The organism is Oceanospirillum maris DSM 6286 (assembly GCF_000422865.1).
GTDB lineage: Bacteria > Pseudomonadota > Gammaproteobacteria > Pseudomonadales > Halomonadaceae > Oceanospirillum > Oceanospirillum maris.
In genome coordinates this window covers 151,407-167,627 of the sequence record NZ_AUGW01000007.1, presented here as the reverse complement: position 1 = coordinate 167,627, position 16,221 = coordinate 151,407, and the positions used below count along the sequence as shown (strand labels likewise).

The following is a 16,221-nucleotide window of genomic DNA, read 5'->3' as shown; positions in this document are numbered from 1 at the left end:
ATTATAACCCGCTAAGTAGTGGAATTTCTGTGATAAAACCCCATATAGACTAGAAGACTAGAAAAAAGCCAAAGATTATCGATAAGGATTTATTCATGAGCAATCCGTTGTTAGAAAGCCATACCTTGCCACCTTTTAGCCAGATCAAGCCAGAGATGATAGAGCCAGCGCTAGATCAAATCTTGGCCGATAATCGCGCGGCCATCGCTGAGCTACAACAGTTAGAAAACCCTACATGGGCATCCTTGGTTCAGGTGTTAAGTGAACATGATGACCGCCTGTCACAAATGTGGTCTCCTGTTGGTCATATGAATGGCGTCCTTAACAGCGATGCTCTGCGAGAAGCCTACAACGCCTGCCTGCCTAAATTATCGCAATACGGTACAGAAATCGGCCAGAACGAAGCGCTATGCGAATGCTTTAAAGCTCTGAAAGCCAGTCCCGAATTTGCTAGGCTGAATGAGGCTCAGCAGAAAGCAATCAACAACACGCTGCGTGATTTCCATCTTTCTGGTATTGATCTACCGGCGGAGAAAAAACAGCGCTACGGTGAGCTAAAATCCCGCCTTTCTGAGCTAACCAATAAGTTTGCCGAAAATGTGATGGATGCGACTCAAGGCTGGACGAAGCATATTACCGATAAGGCCGAGCTTGCTGGCCTGCCGGAAAGTGCCTTGGGCCTGCTGCAGCAACTGGCGCAACAGAAGGGTGAAAAAGAGCAGAAAGAACTTGATGGCTGGCTGATTACCTTAGATTTCCCCGCCTTTCATCCGGTGATGACCTACGCAGAAAACCGTGAACTGCGGGAAGAGATCTACACCGCCTTTGTTACCCGTGCTTCTGATCAGGGGCCAAATGCAGGGCAATGGGACAATACGCCGGTGATGGAAGAGATTTTGGCTCTGCGTCATGAATTGGCCCAACTGTTGGGCTTTAGCACTTATGCGCAATACTCTATCGAAACCAAGATGGCTTCCAGCACCGATGAAGTCTTAGGCTTTTTGACCGATCTGGCGGAACGCTCCGTACCGCAAGCGCGGGAAGAGTTTAAAGAGCTGCAGGCTTATGCTAGCGAAGAAGGCCTTGATGGTGATCTAAAAGCTTGGGATGTGGGCTTCTATAGCGAAAAACTGCGCCAGCAACGTTATGCGATTTCCCAAGAAGAGCTGCGCCCTTATTTCCCTGCACCAAAAGTGATCTCTGGAATGTTTGAGGTGGTAAACCGCTTGTACGGCATCACCATTGAAGAGAAAACCGAGCAGGTGGATCGCTGGCATGAGGATGCCAAATACTACGAAATTTCACAGGATGGACAGCTGATTGCCAGCTTCTATCTGGATCTTTACGCCCGTGAAAATAAACGGGGCGGTGCTTGGATGGATGATTGCCGTGTGCGTCGCCTGAAGGCCGATGGCTCGATTCAGCTGCCAGTGGCCTATCTTGTGTGTAACTTCTCCGCTCCGGTTGGTGGTAAGCCTGCTCTGCTGACCCATGATGAAGTGACAACCCTCTTCCATGAGTTCGGTCACGGCCTGCATCATATGCTCACTAAGATTGATGTGGCAGATGTTTCCGGTATCAATGGTGTTGCTTGGGATGCGGTGGAACTGCCTAGCCAGTTTATGGAAAATTTCTGCTACGAGAAGGAAGGTTTGGATCTGATCGCAGGCCATGTAGATACCGGTGAGCCTCTGCCACAGGCATTGCTGGATAAGTTACAGGCCGCGAAAAATTTCCAGTCAGCCATGACCATGGTGCGGCAGTTAGAGTTCTCACTGTTTGATTTCCGTCTACATAACGAATATCAACCGGAGTGGGATTCTAGCGTTCAGCAACTACTGGACGAGGTTCGTACTCAGGTTGCGGTGCTGCCCCCTGCGCCCTTTAATCGCTTCCAACATGGCTTCAGTCATATCTTTGCCGGTGGTTATGCGGCGGGTTACTACAGCTATAAATGGGCTGAAGTACTCTCTGCGGATGCCTATTCTCGCTTTGAAGAGGACGGTATTTTTAACACAGAAACCGGCCGATCTTTCCGTGAAAATATCCTAGAGATGGGCGGCTCGAAAGAACCGGCAGAGCTGTTTAAAGCGTTCCGTGGACGTGAACCTAAGGTTGATGCGCTTCTGCGACACTGCGGTATTAACGGCTAGTGCGGTATTAATGTCTAGAAGGCTCAGGGCTGTACTATATAGCCCTGATGCATTCTTAACCTTTACTTGATCCGTTTTTTTTGGCCATTACTCGATTCAGGAATTTGATATGACCGTTGTTAAACGTTTTATCGCCGGTGCGGTTTGTCCCCGTTGCAGCGAAATGGACAAGCTAAAAGCTTGGGTAGAAGATGACGTGCAGTACCGCGAATGTGTTGCCTGTGGTTTTACCGATGAGATGTCACTGACCGCACCACCGGTTGAAGAACCTGCAACCCGCGTCAACCAAAGCCAGCCAGACCCTAAAGATGAGATTCAGGTGGTTAACCTGATGGACCCGAAGGCGAAGTAAACGAAATTCCCCGATCAGGATTCGAGTTCTGATCGGGGCTGTTCCTCATCACCGGTATTACCAACCCGCTTGTTTCACTCGGTTTAGCAGAATTAGTTTGTAGTGTTCTGGGTCTTTGTAGCCATGATCATGTTCTTCCTCTTCCGCTAGGTGTTTTGCTAGCAAGCGAGAGATCCAGTAACGCAGGGCGCAGGCGCGAAGGTAGCTGGGCAAGGCACGACGTTCTTCATCCGTTAGAGGGCGAACGCCTTCATAGGCTTCTAGCAGAGCGCTCTGTAGCGCTAAATCCGGTGCATTGCCATCCTGACAGCTCCAGTCATTTAGTACGACGGATAAATCATAAAGTAGATGGCCGTTGCAGCCGTTATAAAAGTCGATCACGCCGGTTAGTTTATCGCCTTCATAGAAGGTGTTATCTCGAAACAGATCCCCGTGCAGAATACCCTCTGGCAGATTGGGGTACTCTTCTAACAGGTCTGTGAAATGGCTGATTTCCAGCTGCATCAGTTGCTGATCCATCTCATCCAATAACGGCAGTAGATCCGGTGCTACGTGTTTCATCCAGTCGATAGAACGCAGATTGGGTTTGTGCAGATCAAAGGATTGCGCAGTAATGTGCATCTGCCCTAACCATTGACCGATGGCACGGGCTTGCTCGATCGACGGTTGCTCTGGATGAGAACCATTAAGACAGGGAAATAATAGCGCAGGTTTCCCCGCCAATGTCTGCAAGTAATGACCCTGTTGATCGGCTATAGGCGCTGCAACGGTGTTTATGCCTTTGTCTTTTAGCTGAGTGAGCAGGGATACAAAGTAGCCTAGATCACTATGATCGCCTTGCTCAAATAATGTAAGAATATAACTTTTATCGCTGCCACGATGTTGACCCTCTGCTTCAGTATAACTAACGCGATACGTGGTATTTTCTGTACCGCCCATAAGCCCCTGCAACTGGTAGTGTTCACTAAGGCCGTAGCCGTGCAGAAACGGGTTGAGTTCAGACTCAAAAACCTGGGTATAAACAGCCATTGTAAGTGCTCTTTTATTGGATTATTACGCTTACCAGTTTGCAGAAAACAAATGGGTTATTTAAGATTTTTTATTATAAGGCCAACAAAATCAATAAGATGCTTTAAATTATTGGCAATTTTACCAGCGTAAGATAACCCATTCAGGAATCAAAAAAGACTTTTGGGTGGTCTCTTTGCGTATAAAATTACCGTCGCCGTTAGCATCAACTAAGAAATACTCCTTACCCATTTTCGGCTTAACCTTGATGGCGTAAAGAATCCCATTGGCGCGGTATTCGTACAGCGTGCGATCACCACCGTCACGAATGGTAATCTCAGGTTCTGGCTGTTGATCTTCAGCGTAAACAGACGTGATAGGCAATGATAGTAACAGAGCAAAAAACAGCGCGCGTTTCATGTTAAATCCTTGTCAGACCTTTGGTCTGAATCCTCAGTGCATTATGATGAATCATCTTTCATTTTAAGTATAACCGAGTTGAGTTGATATCCTGTATGAATGACACCACCCAATTGCCTCTGGTTCTGGTTGATGGCTCTTCCTATCTGTATAGAGCTTTCCATGCGATGCCGCCTTTAAACACATCAAAAGGCCAGCCCAGCGGGGCGATTAAGGGCGTAATTAACATGCTGAAAAGTTTGTTAAGGCAATACGCTGGCTCCCCTGTTGTGGTGGTGTTTGATGCTAAAGGCAAAACCTTCCGTGATGATATGTACTCAGAGTACAAAGCTCATCGTCCACCCATGCCGGATGATCTACGCCGCCAGATAGCGCCTCTGCATCAAGCGATCAAGGCGATGGGAATGCCGTTGCTTTGCATTGAAGGTGTCGAGGCTGACGATGTTATCGGCACATTAGCGGAGCAGGGCGAAATGGCTGGCCGCTCTGTGGTCGTTTCAACCGGCGATAAAGATATGGCTCAACTGGTGACAGAAAAAGTCACGCTGGTGAACACCATGACCAATACCTTGATGGATATTCAAGGTGTGCATGACAAGTTTGGTATCGGCCCTGAGCTTATTATCGATTTTCTCGCCTTAATGGGAGATTCGGTGGATAACATTCCGGGCGTGCCTGGTGTGGGAGAGAAAACAGCCCTTGGCTTATTACAGGGGCTTGGCGGTTTGGATACTATTTATGCCGATCTGGATAAAATCCCTGAATTGGGCTTTCGTGGCGCAAAAACCTTGCCTAAAAAGATGGCCGAGCATAAAGAGATGGCCTATCTGTCTTATAAGCTAGCAACGATCAAATGTGATGTCGATTTAGGCATCACGCTTGATGAACTGGTTATGGCTCCTCAGGATACTGAAACCCTGAAAACCCTTTATGCGGAGTTAGAGTTCAAAAGCTGGTTGAATGACTTAAATCGTGAGGAGAGTCAGCCTAGCCGTATCTCGAAAGAAACGGCGGTTCCTATAAAAGACATTGATGCTGTTTCAAAAACCGTAGACTTAAAAACCACAAAGCCGCTGGCCGAGGCGTTAGTTGATGCTGAGACTATTAACGCAGATGAACCAGAGATTATTTGTGAGTATGACACGGTACTGACTCAAGCGGATTTCAATCAATGGCTTGATCAACTTAAAGCTGCTGAACAGTTTGCCTTTGATACCGAAACCACCAGCCTTGACTATATGCAGGCTCAAATTGTGGGTGTCTCTTTTGCGGTAGAAGCCGGTAAAGCGGCCTATGTTCCAGTGGCCCATGATTATCTAGGCGCGCCAAAACAGCTTGATCGAGACTGGGTGTTAAACCAGCTAAAACCTCTGCTGGAAGATCCGAGCAAGGGTAAGATCGGTCAGAACCTAAAGTACGACATTAATGTATTGGCCAACTACGGTATTGAGCTGCAAGGGGTATACAGTGATACCATGCTGGCCTCTTATGTGCTGAACTCCACCGCTACCCGTCACGATATGGACAGCTTATCCGCTAAATATTTAGGCCATACTACCATCAGTTTTAAAGAGGTGGCCGCTAATAATGGTGAAGAAGCTTCAGGGCAAATTGATCTGTTAGGAGATTCTGTTCCTCAGGAAAGCAGTGAATTAAAGACGCTGGAAGAGAAGATCTATGCTCTTGCTGGCGAGAAATTTGATATTGGCTCACAAAAAGAGCTAGCGGATATTCTGTACGTTAAGAAAGGGCTGCCGGTTAAAGATAAAACCAAATCTGGCGGCTCTACCTCTCTTAGCGCATTAAAGCGGTTATCCCGTGATCATGAGCTGGCTAAGCTGATTTTTGATTTTAAAACCTTAGAAAAATCCCAGAAAGACGACGCAGGTCTAGGCAAAAGTTTATTACCGTTTAATAAGATTCGGCTTGATAAAGCAGCACCTTACGCCGCAGAAGATGCGGATATCACTCTGCGCCTGCATAACAAACTGTGGCCCATGGTGCAAAAGGTTGGGCGCTTAGTTGATCTTCTCACGGATGTTGAACTGCCATTAGTGCCTGTTTTGTCCCATATTGAACATAACGGCGCTAAAATCGATACGGCTAAATTGGCAGAGCAGAGCCAGCAAATTACCGCGCGGTTAATCGATATAGAAGCCGATGCCTACGCATTAGCGGGCAAAGAGTTTAATTTAGGTTCTCCCAAACAGCTGGGGGATATTCTCTACGAAGAGATGGCGCTTCCTGTTAAAAAGAAAACCCCTAAAGGAAAACCGTCAACATCTGAAGAAGCCCTACAGGAACTCGCACTGGACTACCCGCTGCCTAAGCTGATTATGGAGCACCGTGGCCTAAGCAAGCTGAAATCGACCTATACCGATAAATTACCTCAGATGGTGAATGCTCGCACGGGTCGTATTCATACGTCTTACCATCAGGCCGTAACCGCCACAGGTCGTTTATCATCCAGTGATCCTAACCTGCAAAATATCCCCATTCGTACGGAGGACGGTCGCCGCATTCGTCAGGCCTTTATTCCAGAAGCCGGTAACTTAATTGTTGCTGCGGATTACTCGCAAATTGAGCTGCGCATTATGGCTCATCTATCCGGTGATAAAGGTTTACTAGAAGCCTTTAAGAATAACCAAGATGTGCATAAAGCCACCGCTGCGGAAGTATTTGGCTGTGAGCTTGATCAAGTAACCAATGATCAACGTCGTAGCGCCAAAGCGATTAACTTTGGCCTTATCTACGGAATGTCAGCCTTTGGTTTGGCCAAGCAGCTGCATATTGAACGGGGCCAAGCGCAGGTCTATATCGACCGTTATTTTGACCGTTATCCCGGAGTGGCCCGTTATATGGATACCATTCGAGAAAATGCCAAAGAGCAAGGCTATGTTGAAACCTTGCTAGGCCGTCGCTTATATCTACCGGAGATTAATGCTGGCAATGGTGCCATGCGCAAAGCTGCGGAACGCACTGCGATTAACGCACCGATGCAGGGAACGGCGGCGGATATTATTAAAAAAGCGATGATCAATGTTCACCATTGGTTGTCTGAAGATAAAGACCCTGTCTGTCAGAATGTGAAGATGATAATGCAGGTACATGATGAACTGGTCTTTGAAGTGCCCGCAGAGCAGGTTGAAAACTTTAAACTTGCGCTGAAGCCTTTTATGGAAAATGCCGTAATATTGGACGTGCCGCTTCTGGTTGAAACCGACAGCGGTGAAAACTGGGATCAAGCTCACTAATTTTTGGTAAATAGTAGGAATGATTAACGTGCGGATCAAAATAGAACTGTTTTTAAAAGGTGGGTTGGTAGCTTTAGCGCTATTAACAGCCTCGATTCATTCCGCCCAAGCCGCTGATGCCGACGCCATAAGAGACAAGGCCGCCGAGTTGATGGATGAAACTGCAGAAACGGCTTCTGAGGTGGGCAGTAAACTGAAGGATTGGGGCAGCCAAGCTTGGGATGTCAGTAAAGATGCCGCCGATGCCGCCAAAGAAAAGCTGGATGAAAACGGTGGCGAAGAAATGGGCGAAACCTTAAAAGATATCGGTAGTTCCCTGCTAGATGCCGGAAAACGGGCGGTGGAAGCGACCCAAGATAAGATGGATGAGCTAAGTAGCCAGCGAGACGATCAACTTGAACCTGTTGGATCTGGTATGAAAGGTATCGCCATTTAACAGAGCGCTCTATTTAACAGAACACCCCATTGGCACAGGGCTTTTACACCCTGTGCCGAATGGGTTATTTGTTTATCTGCACAAACGGTTATTCCAGATAGGTGTAACCGGCTAAGCCTTCTTCTAGCTCTTTAATGTACAGCGTTTGCTCTTCACTGGAGAGGTCGCTGGCATCCATTTTTTGACGGTAGCGTTCCATTAGCTTTGCAGGATCAAAGTTAACGTATTCCAGAACTTTGGCTACGGTGTCGCCTTTGATGACTTGGTTGATTTGTACGTCTCCGTTTGCATCAACGGTGACATCAACGGAATCGGTGTCGCCAAACAAGTTGTGCATATCACCTAAGATCTCTTGATAGGCACCCACCAAGAAGACTCCCAGTAAGCGTTGTTCGCCCTCTGGCCATGCCGGTAGTGGCAAGGTTGTTTCTAAGCCTTGGCCGTCAACATAAAGATCGATTCGACCATCGGAATCACAGGTAATATCCTGAATAACACCCCGGCGCAATGGTGGTTTATGCAGTTGCGAGAGAGGAAGTATTGGGAAAATCTGCTCAATACCCCATACATCGGGTAGCGACTGGAATAGAGAAAAGTTAGCAAAGAGCTTATCGGCTAATTTTTCATTCAGCTCATCTAACATGGTACGGTGCGCACGATTACGTGTATTTAATTGGCCGCGTAGCTGATCGCAGGTTGCGGTGTAAATACGTTCGGCCAGAGAACGCTGCGTCAATGTCAAAATACCTAATGTGTACATATCTTGAGCTTCTGACACTGCCTGTACAACGTCGTGATAGCTTTCAACCAGAGAGCGTTCATCGGCACCCTGTGTCACCAACTGAAAGGCGCGCCACAGCTCTTGAATCACAGCCGGTTCTTCATCGGCAATGGCTTCAGGGGCATTGGTATCCGGTGACTCAATATCAATCACATTGGTGATTAGAACTGCGTGGTGTGCGGTGATCGCTCGGCCAGATTCAGTAATAAGATGGGGGTGAGGCAGGTCGTTATTCGTACATACGTCGTTAATCGCCTGCACCACGTTGTTGGCATACTCTTCCATGCTGTAGTTGATGGAGCAAATACTACGGGAGCGAGTGCCCTCGTAATCAACGCCTAAGCCACCACCTACGTCAACAAAGCTAACATTAGCGCCCAAATGGCATAGCTCGGTATAGAAACGACCGCACTCTTTTAGGCCGCGCTGAATATCGCGAATATTGGCGATTTGAGAGCCTAAGTGGAAATGCAGCAGTTGTAACGCATCAAGGGCATTGGCTGTTTTTAGCTGCTCAACCACCTGTAAGATTTGGCTGGCGGATAAGCCAAATTTTGACTTTTCGCCGCCAGTGTTCTGCCAGTTTCCTTTACCGATAGAAGCCAAGCGAGCACGAATACCCATGCGCGGTTTAACGCCCATGCGCTGGCTTTCTTCTAGCACAAGGTTTAGCTCGTTCATCTTCTCGATAACGATAAACACTTTATGACCGAGTTTCTCACCCAAAAGTGCTAAGCGCACGTATTCACGGTCTTTATAACCGTTGCAGACGATGACCGAGTTCTTTTGACCGTTTTGCGCCAGTACCGCAAGCAGCTCAGGTTTACTACCAGCTTCTAAGCCTACGCGATTTTCTGAGCGGGCAGATGTGTTGAGAATTTCTTCCACCACGCGGCGCTGCTGATTTACCTTGATAGGATAAACGGCGGTGTAGCCACCTTGATAGTTTTGCTCTTGCATCGCTTTATCAAAGGCTGCGCATAGGCGATTGACGCGATGGTGCAGAATATCGGTAAAACGAACCAGAACCGGCAGCGAAAGCCCCTGATCCTGAAGTGTTCGGCACAGCTGTGTTAGATCAACCGCGGCGTTTGGTTGAGCCGGACTTGGTTTAACAACCACACGCCCCTGTGGGTTTACAGCGAAGTAGTCACTGCCCCAGTGGTCGATATTGTATGTGCGGAACGCGTCTTCAAGGCTCCAATCGGTCATCTTTTCGGTCATCTCTTTGTTAATAACCCTTGTTATATTTAAGGCCCTTTTAAGATCTCATAGGGTCGGGGTAAACAGGTTAAACTGAATAGGCTTGAGGGTAGATCATTTTGATGGGAAACGCAGGTTTTTCATTAACACGCGAATGCCGATTTGATCAGGCTTGAGCCTTGTTTTGAGCGCGCGCATTATCCAGCCAAATTTGGCAAAATCAAAGTAAATATAGTCTTAACCGATAAGTAGCCTTTATCATTGGTAAGATTGAAAATAACTTTGTTTAGAAGGGAGGCATCCGTTATTGTTGCGCCCCTTATTTTAACGATGAATTAACGTTATTTAACTTTTTTGATTAAGTCATCTCCCATCAGGGTTGAGGTAGCTATGAGCGAACAAATGGACAACAGCTGGTTTACTGAAATATTCACATCCTGCGGCTCCGGCTTTTCTTTAAAGGTAAAAGCTAAACTGCATGAAGAGCAGAGCCCGTATCAGAAGCTGGAAATTTACGATACGGAAACCTATGGCAACCTGATGGTGATTGATGGCTGCGTGATGCTGACCGATCGTGACAACTTCCTTTATCATGAGATGATGTCGCACCCTGCCTTATTTAGCCATGCAGACCCTAAGCATGTGGTGATTATCGGCGGCGGCGACTGCGGTACATTGCGTGAAGTGCTGAAGCACCCTGGTGTTGAGAAAGTAACCCAGATCGATATCGACAAATTGGTAACAGATCTGTCGGAAAAATATTTCCCACAACTTTGCGACAGTAATAATGATCCGCGTGCAGAGCTGCTGTTTGAAGATGGCGTAAAATGGGTCGATAACTGCCCAGAAGAAAGCATCGACCTGATCATTGTGGACTCGACAGACCCCGTAGGCCCAGCTGAAGGATTGTTTAAAGTTGATTTCTTTAAGCGCTGCTTCCGTATCTTAAGACAGGGCGGCATCATGGTGCAGCAGTCAGAATCTCCGCTGTATCACACCGATAGTATTATCAAGGATCTGCATGTTGATATGCAGGCTGCTGGTTTTAGCACAACAGCGACGCTACCGTTCCCTCAGCCCGTTTATCCTTCTGGTTGGTGGAGCTGCACGATGGCGGGTAAAGGCACAGATGTGAAATCCTTCCGTGATGCCGATTCTGCGGCAAAGGTTTTTGATACCGATTACTACACCGATGCCATGCACCGTGGTGCACTAACACTGCCACCTTTTATGAAGAAAATTTTAGGCTAGAAGCTTTTGTGTAAAAGCCCGTAAAAAAGTCTTCAAAAAAAAACAGCCCGATGCTATTTAAGCATCGGGCTGTTTTTGTGTTTCTGTAGGGTGTTATTCCGTGCGTGCTGTTAACTGATTTATTATGTCGATAATCGCAGTGATCTGAGGGTTGCTACGGCTAAAGAAAGGTTCCTTTTCATATCCCCACCAGTCCCAGCAACCTTTTGGATTTGTTAGGCTTTTTGTGGCTTGCGGATAAAGCACGACAATATTGTTGCTATCGGCCCAACGATTAAAACCGCTGTTGCGGATAAAGCTATCTCCGGTCACTTCTACGCTCTGGTCGCAGCCATGCAGAGCAACATGTAGCTGACACAGGTTGTTAGCATCTTTGCAGCTGGCGGGTATATACAGATAGCCTCGATCCAACATCCCTCTGCCTTCAAAGAACGGTGCCTGACCAAACTCGAAGATTTCACCGCTAAGCTGGCTTTCATCTGAGGCAGGTTTCAGCTGACCGTAAAGGGTTGTGAAAGCTTCCCCTGCACCATCGAAATTGCAATTCTGAAGGTGCGATGAGGATGGCGAGCCGCACTTGGCATCGGTTTGCAGGGTTGGAAAGCCGTGAGTTGCATTCGGTAGGGTTGTCACCCTCAGGTTATAAGATGCCACAAGCTTTTGATAGAAGCCGATCAAACTCTCTGTGACCGCTGGCGCGACAACGGTATCGGCCTGTCCCAGAAAAATATACACAGGGTCATCGACCAGTAGCGCCGGATCACCAATGGTACCGCTGCGACTGGCTTTGTGCAGCATCACCATACGCTCATCTAAGCTGGCCATCTGCAAGGTTGTTTTCATGCAAGACATCATGGCATGGCTCAAACCTTTAATCGCACAACCCCAAGGCCCGGCTGAAAATATGGCTGCACCTTCAATCTCTTCAGGGTGAGCAAGGTGTATCTGATTTGCCATGTAGCCACCAGAAGAAAAACCAGACACGGTTACCCGCGCTTTGTTAAGGCTGGAAAGCGTTGGTAGTTTTTCGTAGGAAGTATCAGGGGTGTTCGATGAGCAGGCCGCAAGAAAGCCCACTCCAACGAATAATAACGCACGTAAAAGGTGTGAAGCAGATCGCTGAATCATAAGGGAAACCTGAATGAGAACATTCCGAGTACCATAGCGAATCTCTGTGGATATGCCTATTGCGCCTTTTGCCTATATAGAACGATAAAAATGCCATTTTGGGGATAAACAGCTTATTGACACGTTTTACCCACAATAAAAACCCCCTTAACAACAGAGTTATCCACAGGGCCTGGATTTAACCATAAAATATTAAAGGCTTATTTTTCTGCAATACTAGGTTCTTGATGGTTATCACGGATGGCTAAAATACCGTTTAAGTTAGCCATAAAAGCATCGACTAGGCGTGGGTCAAAATGCGTTGCTCTATTTTCTTCAATTAACTGCAAAGCATTATCTACAGACCATGCTTTTTTATAGGGACGTTCTGACGTTAAAGCATCAAAAACATCGGCAATGGCACAGATACGACCCACAAGAGGAATTTCTTCACCTTTAAGGCCGTTGGGGTAGCCGCTGCCGTCCCATTTTTCATGGTGTGTTAAGGCGATTTCTCAGGCCATAGAGAGTAGATCTGATTCTTCACCTTCAAGAATATCAGCCCCCATCTGAGCGTGCTGTTTCATAATCTCCCATTCTTCTGGCTCAAATTTACCGGGCTTGAGTAGGATGTTGTCAGGAATGCCAATTTTTCCGATGTCATGCATAGGGCTGGCATTGAGTAATAAATCACACTGATAGCTGTCCATTCCCATTGCTTGACCGAGCAAGTAGGATATTTTGCTCATACGGACAATGTGTAGGCCTGTTTCATTATCGCGATACTCCGCAGCACGGCCTAAGCGTCGAACAACCTGTAGACGGGTATGCTGTAGTTGTTTTGTGCGCTCTTCTACTTTTTCTTCAAGGGACTCATTGAGCAGCTCCAGACCCCGCCGATAAAGCCTACTTTCTAAAAGATTGCGAACTCGGTGCAGTAGCTCGTTGCGTTCGAAAGGCTTAGTAACATAATCCTGTGCGCCAAGTTCTAGGGCTTCTGTACGGTATTCTTGAGCGGACTGAGCGGTAAGTACTAAAACGGGAGGCAGGCGGTCGAAGCGTTCGCTAAGTGCCTTTAATACGGCAAAACCATCCATATGCGGCATATTTAGATCGAGTAGAATCAAGTCATGATCCTTCTCCGCAAAGCGGTCACAGACCTCACGGGGGTCCATTGTCGATTCAATATCTTGATAACCCGCTTTTGCTAAAGTTCGTTCAAGCAATTTAACGTTTATCGGCTCATCATCAACGATGAAAAGCTTACCCGCAAAAATATCAATGTGTGATGATGTCATTGTCATATCCTAAATTAACGGCTAATACCCCTGCCCTATGTAAGCCAATGTAAAGCCTTGCTTAAGTATGTGCAAACCTCATCTTGGCTTATATCGATAGATAAGAAAGGTTAATTGTCTTGCTTTAAAACACCGTCTTGGCCTTACGTAAAGAATGTAAATGATAATGATTTATATTTGATAGTTATTTAGTCTACTGAGCTGAATTTAACCAGCCAGATAACTGCAAAGTGTCTTTGAGGGTAGCTAGATAATGAAAACTGTATTTCGCCCAGTTTTACTGGGGCTAAGTGCTGCGGTAGCCGCAGCGACAGCTTATGCTGATGATCAGGTTAATCTTAACTCGGTTGTTGTAACAGCCGCAGGCTTTGAGCAGAAACTGACAGACGCTCCAGCCAGTATCTCCGTGATCACCGAGGAACAGTTACGCTCTCGCCCTTATACGACGCTTTTGGATGCAGTGAAAGACCTGGAAGGTGTTGACGTTGGTGAAACACGGGACAAAACAGGTCAAGGCACCATCTCCATGCGTGGCATGGGATCAGACTACACGCTAGTGCTGATCAATGGTCGTCGTCAGAATAACCATGGTGATATCTATCCGAATAACTTTGGCGGCAACCAGTTAAACCATATCCCACCGTTGGATGCCATTGAGCGCATCGAAGTCATCCGTGGCCCGGCTTCAACACTATACGGTGCTGATGCGATGGGTGGTGTTATTAACATTATCACTAAGCGTGATGCTAAAAAATGGTCCGGTTCGATTACAACGAGCCGTACTGTTCAAACCGATAGTGATTATGGCGATGATACTACCCTAGACTTTTCCGTTATGGGCCCAGTGGTGCCCGGTAAGTTAATGATGGGGCTTCGAGGCAGTATCTACGACAAGGAATCCTCAACGCCAGATTATGCTGATGTAACCGATCCTTCTGGTACGGTTCATGAACGGGAACTGGGCTTTGGTAGCGGTGGTAAAACCGTCGATAACACCAATAAAGCTGGTGGCCTAAGCCTGATTTTTACCCCTGATGATAATCACACGCTAACTTTTGATTATGATGCCTCTAAGCAGGTTTATGATAACGAAGGCAGCCAAGTAGGTACGGTCGATAGTATTGATCGCCTTTGGTATAAAGATAGCTCTCCACGTACCGGTTATAAGGATGAGCAAGAGTTTAATCGTGAAGAGTGGGCGCTAAGCCATGAAGGTCACTGGGGTGACATCATGAGTTTGGTTAGCTTCTCCAGCCTTAGCACAACCAACGATGGCCGAACGCTACCGTTAACTGCGGAAGAGCGTGCCGATATCAATCTTATGTACGATGCGGCCAATGGAACGGCAGCAGCGGGTAATCCCTATGCTGGTATGTCAAAGGAAGCTCTGCAAGCGCTATCCGGCGAGAAATTCTTACCTCGTCCCGACCGTGTTATGGAAAGCCGCCAGTACACATTAGATGCAAAACTGGATATTCCTTTAGGTGACCATCAGGTTATTACCGGAGTACAGCTGATTCGTGGTGAGCTGGAAGATGGCGTCTTCGGTATGTATGGCGACAACTATAAATCTGGCGAAGTGCAAGAGCACAATACTTGGGCGTTGTTTGCTGAAGATAACTGGGCAATTACTCAGGACTTCACCTTAACTGCAGGCTTGCGTTATGACGATCACGATACCTTTGGTGGTCAAACCAGCCCACGTCTATACGGTGTTTATGCGCTGGCGGATAGCTGGACCGTTAAAGGTGGTGTTAGTACGGGCTATAAAACACCAAAAACAACGGATCTTTTCCAAGGTATTACAGGTTTTGGCGGACAAGGCACTAGTCCTTTTGTGGGCACGCCTGATCTAAAACCAGAAACCAGCGTCAGTTCTGAGCTGGCGGTTTACTGGCAGCACCCTGCTAAACGTCATAGCTTTAATGCCACGGTGTTTCAGAATAATTTTAAAGACAAAATACAGAGCCAAGGCGACCTTAGCAGCTGTGAAGCAACGGGCGGTGTAGAACCTTGTGCGGATATCGGCGAAGGTTGGGCTGACCTTGGTTATGATTCCTTCACCAAGAAAGTGAACATCGATAAAGCTACCATTAAAGGGCTTGAATTGGCCGGTAGCTATGAGATTACACCTGTACTCTCTGTTCGTGCTAACTACACCTATACGGATAGTGAGCAGAAAAGTGGCGCACAAGAAGGTTATCCACTAACAGGCACAGCCAAACATATGGCTAATGCTACTCTAGATTGGATGGCATCTGATGATGTGAATGTATTTCTAACGATGGAAGCTCGTAGTAAACGTTTCCGCGGTCTGAATCGAAGCAACGAAGTTGATGCGGGTAAAGATGGCGATATCTACTACAAAAGCTATGAAGTGCTACATCTAGGTGCTGCTTGGCAAGCTATGGATAATCTGACTCTAACGGGCCGTGTTAATAATCTGCTAGATCAAGATTTTACCAGCCAGTCGGTATCCTTCGAAGATAATGGCGATGGAACTTACGAGCCGACCTATTACGATGATTACAACAACAAAGATAAATCTCGTAACCTTTGGTTCTCAGCTAACGTAACCTTCTAAGTATGATAGTTTAAGACATCAATCGATTTACCTTTCAATCAATCGACTTACCTTTCAACGCCCATGGAGATCTCCTCCGTGGGCGTTTTTTTATGCAAAGCGAATCGCTTTAAGTTTAAGAGAGAGTGTTATCAGGACTCTAACCAGCCAATAACCTGCTCTTTACTTGGGATGCCGCCCTTGTGTACCACTGTTCCGTCCAGAACAACCGCTGGGGTCGACATAACGTTGTAAGTCATAATTTGGGCAGGGTCTTCCACTTTTTCCACCTTAACGTCTACGCCAAGCCCTTGTGCGCTTTCTTCGATCAGTTGCACGGTATTTTTGCATTTGGTGCAACCTGTGCCTAATACGGTAATGGTTTTCATACTAGA

The 16,221-nt window shown here is 47.0% G+C and carries 13 protein-coding genes; 6 read left to right on the top strand and 7 right to left on the bottom strand.

Features of this window, described 5'->3' with window-relative positions; genetic code table 11:
• Positions 1–95: 95 nt before the first annotated feature.
• Together prlC and G517_RS0102340 are read left to right on the top strand one after the other, a co-directional pair.
• Positions 96–2,153, top strand: coding sequence for an oligopeptidase A (gene prlC, locus G517_RS0102345; protein ID WP_028303060.1), 2,058 nt, complete (start codon positions 96–98; stop codon positions 2,151–2,153).
• Positions 2,154–2,262: 109 nt separating this feature from the next.
• Positions 2,263–2,505 (top strand): YheV family putative zinc ribbon protein, encoded by a 243-nt coding sequence (locus G517_RS0102340; RefSeq protein WP_028303059.1) that lies wholly within the window; start codon positions 2,263–2,265, stop codon positions 2,503–2,505.
• Between the two features lie 57 nt (positions 2,506–2,562).
• Here the strand turns inward: G517_RS0102340 and G517_RS0102335 are convergent, their stop codons facing one another.
• Both G517_RS0102335 and G517_RS0102330 read right to left on the bottom strand, forming a co-directional pair.
• Positions 2,563–3,534, bottom strand: a complete 972-nt coding sequence (locus G517_RS0102335; RefSeq protein WP_028303058.1) for a homoserine kinase — start codon at positions 3,532–3,534, stop codon at positions 2,563–2,565.
• 120 nt (positions 3,535–3,654) lie between these two features.
• Positions 3,655–3,933: a DUF2782 domain-containing protein gene (locus tag G517_RS0102330; RefSeq protein WP_028303057.1), complete on the bottom strand. Its 279-nt coding sequence runs from the start codon at positions 3,931–3,933 to the stop codon at positions 3,655–3,657.
• A 95-nt stretch (positions 3,934–4,028) separates the two neighbouring features.
• On the opposite strand from G517_RS0102330, the gene polA reads away from it, so the two are divergent.
• On the top strand, positions 4,029–7,187 hold the full coding sequence (gene polA, locus G517_RS19895) for a DNA polymerase I (RefSeq protein ID WP_051205891.1): 3,159 nt from the start codon (positions 4,029–4,031) through the stop codon (positions 7,185–7,187).
• A gap of 28 nt (positions 7,188–7,215) precedes the next feature.
• Positions 7,216–7,623 (top strand): hypothetical protein, encoded by a 408-nt coding sequence (locus G517_RS0102320; RefSeq protein WP_028303056.1) that lies wholly within the window; start codon positions 7,216–7,218, stop codon positions 7,621–7,623.
• Positions 7,624–7,711: 88 nt separating this feature from the next.
• On the opposite strand, the gene speA is transcribed toward G517_RS0102320, so the two are convergent.
• Positions 7,712–9,628 (bottom strand): biosynthetic arginine decarboxylase, encoded by a 1,917-nt coding sequence (speA, locus tag G517_RS0102315; protein ID WP_051205889.1) that lies wholly within the window; start codon positions 9,626–9,628, stop codon positions 7,712–7,714.
• 369 nt (positions 9,629–9,997) lie between these two features.
• On the opposite strand from speA, the gene speE reads away from it, so the two are divergent.
• Complete coding sequence (gene speE / locus G517_RS0102310) at positions 9,998–10,858, top strand: polyamine aminopropyltransferase (protein ID WP_028303054.1); 861 nt, start codon at positions 9,998–10,000, stop codon at positions 10,856–10,858.
• Between the two features lie 93 nt (positions 10,859–10,951).
• Here the strand turns inward: speE and G517_RS17435 are convergent, their stop codons facing one another.
• The 3 genes from G517_RS17435 to G517_RS17430 form a co-directional block, all read right to left on the bottom strand.
• Positions 10,952–11,986, bottom strand: coding sequence for an extracellular catalytic domain type 2 short-chain-length polyhydroxyalkanoate depolymerase (locus G517_RS17435; RefSeq protein ID WP_051205887.1), 1,035 nt, complete (start codon positions 11,984–11,986; stop codon positions 10,952–10,954).
• Between the two features lie 200 nt (positions 11,987–12,186).
• Positions 12,187–12,477: an HD-GYP domain-containing protein gene (locus tag G517_RS21425; protein ID WP_483814916.1), complete on the bottom strand. Its 291-nt coding sequence runs from the start codon at positions 12,475–12,477 to the stop codon at positions 12,187–12,189.
• Between the two features lie 3 nt (positions 12,478–12,480).
• Positions 12,481–13,263 (bottom strand): response regulator, encoded by a 783-nt coding sequence (locus G517_RS17430; RefSeq protein ID WP_245543172.1) that lies wholly within the window; start codon positions 13,261–13,263, stop codon positions 12,481–12,483.
• Between the two features lie 253 nt (positions 13,264–13,516).
• On the opposite strand from G517_RS17430, the gene G517_RS0102295 reads away from it, so the two are divergent.
• Positions 13,517–15,847: a TonB-dependent receptor domain-containing protein gene (locus tag G517_RS0102295; RefSeq protein ID WP_028303053.1), complete on the top strand. Its 2,331-nt coding sequence runs from the start codon at positions 13,517–13,519 to the stop codon at positions 15,845–15,847.
• A gap of 131 nt (positions 15,848–15,978) precedes the next feature.
• Here G517_RS0102295 and G517_RS0102290 read toward each other — a convergent pair whose 3' ends face one another.
• Entirely contained in the window at positions 15,979–16,215 is a 237-nt protein-coding gene (locus G517_RS0102290; protein ID WP_028303052.1) for a thioredoxin family protein, read from the bottom strand.
• Between the last annotated feature and the right edge of the window lie 6 nt (positions 16,216–16,221).

Excerpts from the sequence above, each read along its gene's own strand:
- G517_RS0102335 (WP_028303058.1), bottom strand. The coding sequence starts at position 3,534 with ATGGCTGTTTATACCCAGGTTTTTGAGTCTGAACTCAACCCGTTTCTG.
- G517_RS0102295 (WP_028303053.1), top strand. The coding sequence starts at position 13,517 with ATGAAAACTGTATTTCGCCCAGTTTTACTGGGGCTAAGTGCTGCGGTA.
- G517_RS0102340 (WP_028303059.1), top strand. The coding sequence starts at position 2,263 with ATGACCGTTGTTAAACGTTTTATCGCCGGTGCGGTTTGTCCCCGTTGC.
- G517_RS17430 (WP_245543172.1), bottom strand. The coding sequence starts at position 13,263 with ATGACATCATCACACATTGATATTTTTGCGGGTAAGCTTTTCATCGTT.
- prlC (WP_028303060.1), top strand. The coding sequence starts at position 96 with ATGAGCAATCCGTTGTTAGAAAGCCATACCTTGCCACCTTTTAGCCAG.
- polA (WP_051205891.1), top strand. The coding sequence starts at position 4,029 with ATGAATGACACCACCCAATTGCCTCTGGTTCTGGTTGATGGCTCTTCC.
- speE (WP_028303054.1), top strand. The coding sequence starts at position 9,998 with ATGAGCGAACAAATGGACAACAGCTGGTTTACTGAAATATTCACATCC.
- G517_RS0102330 (WP_028303057.1), bottom strand. The coding sequence starts at position 3,933 with ATGAAACGCGCGCTGTTTTTTGCTCTGTTACTATCATTGCCTATCACG.
- speA (WP_051205889.1), bottom strand. The coding sequence starts at position 9,628 with ATGACCGAAAAGATGACCGATTGGAGCCTTGAAGACGCGTTCCGCACA.
- G517_RS0102290 (WP_028303052.1), bottom strand. The coding sequence starts at position 16,215 with ATGAAAACCATTACCGTATTAGGCACAGGTTGCACCAAATGCAAAAAT.
- G517_RS17435 (WP_051205887.1), bottom strand. The coding sequence starts at position 11,986 with ATGATTCAGCGATCTGCTTCACACCTTTTACGTGCGTTATTATTCGTT.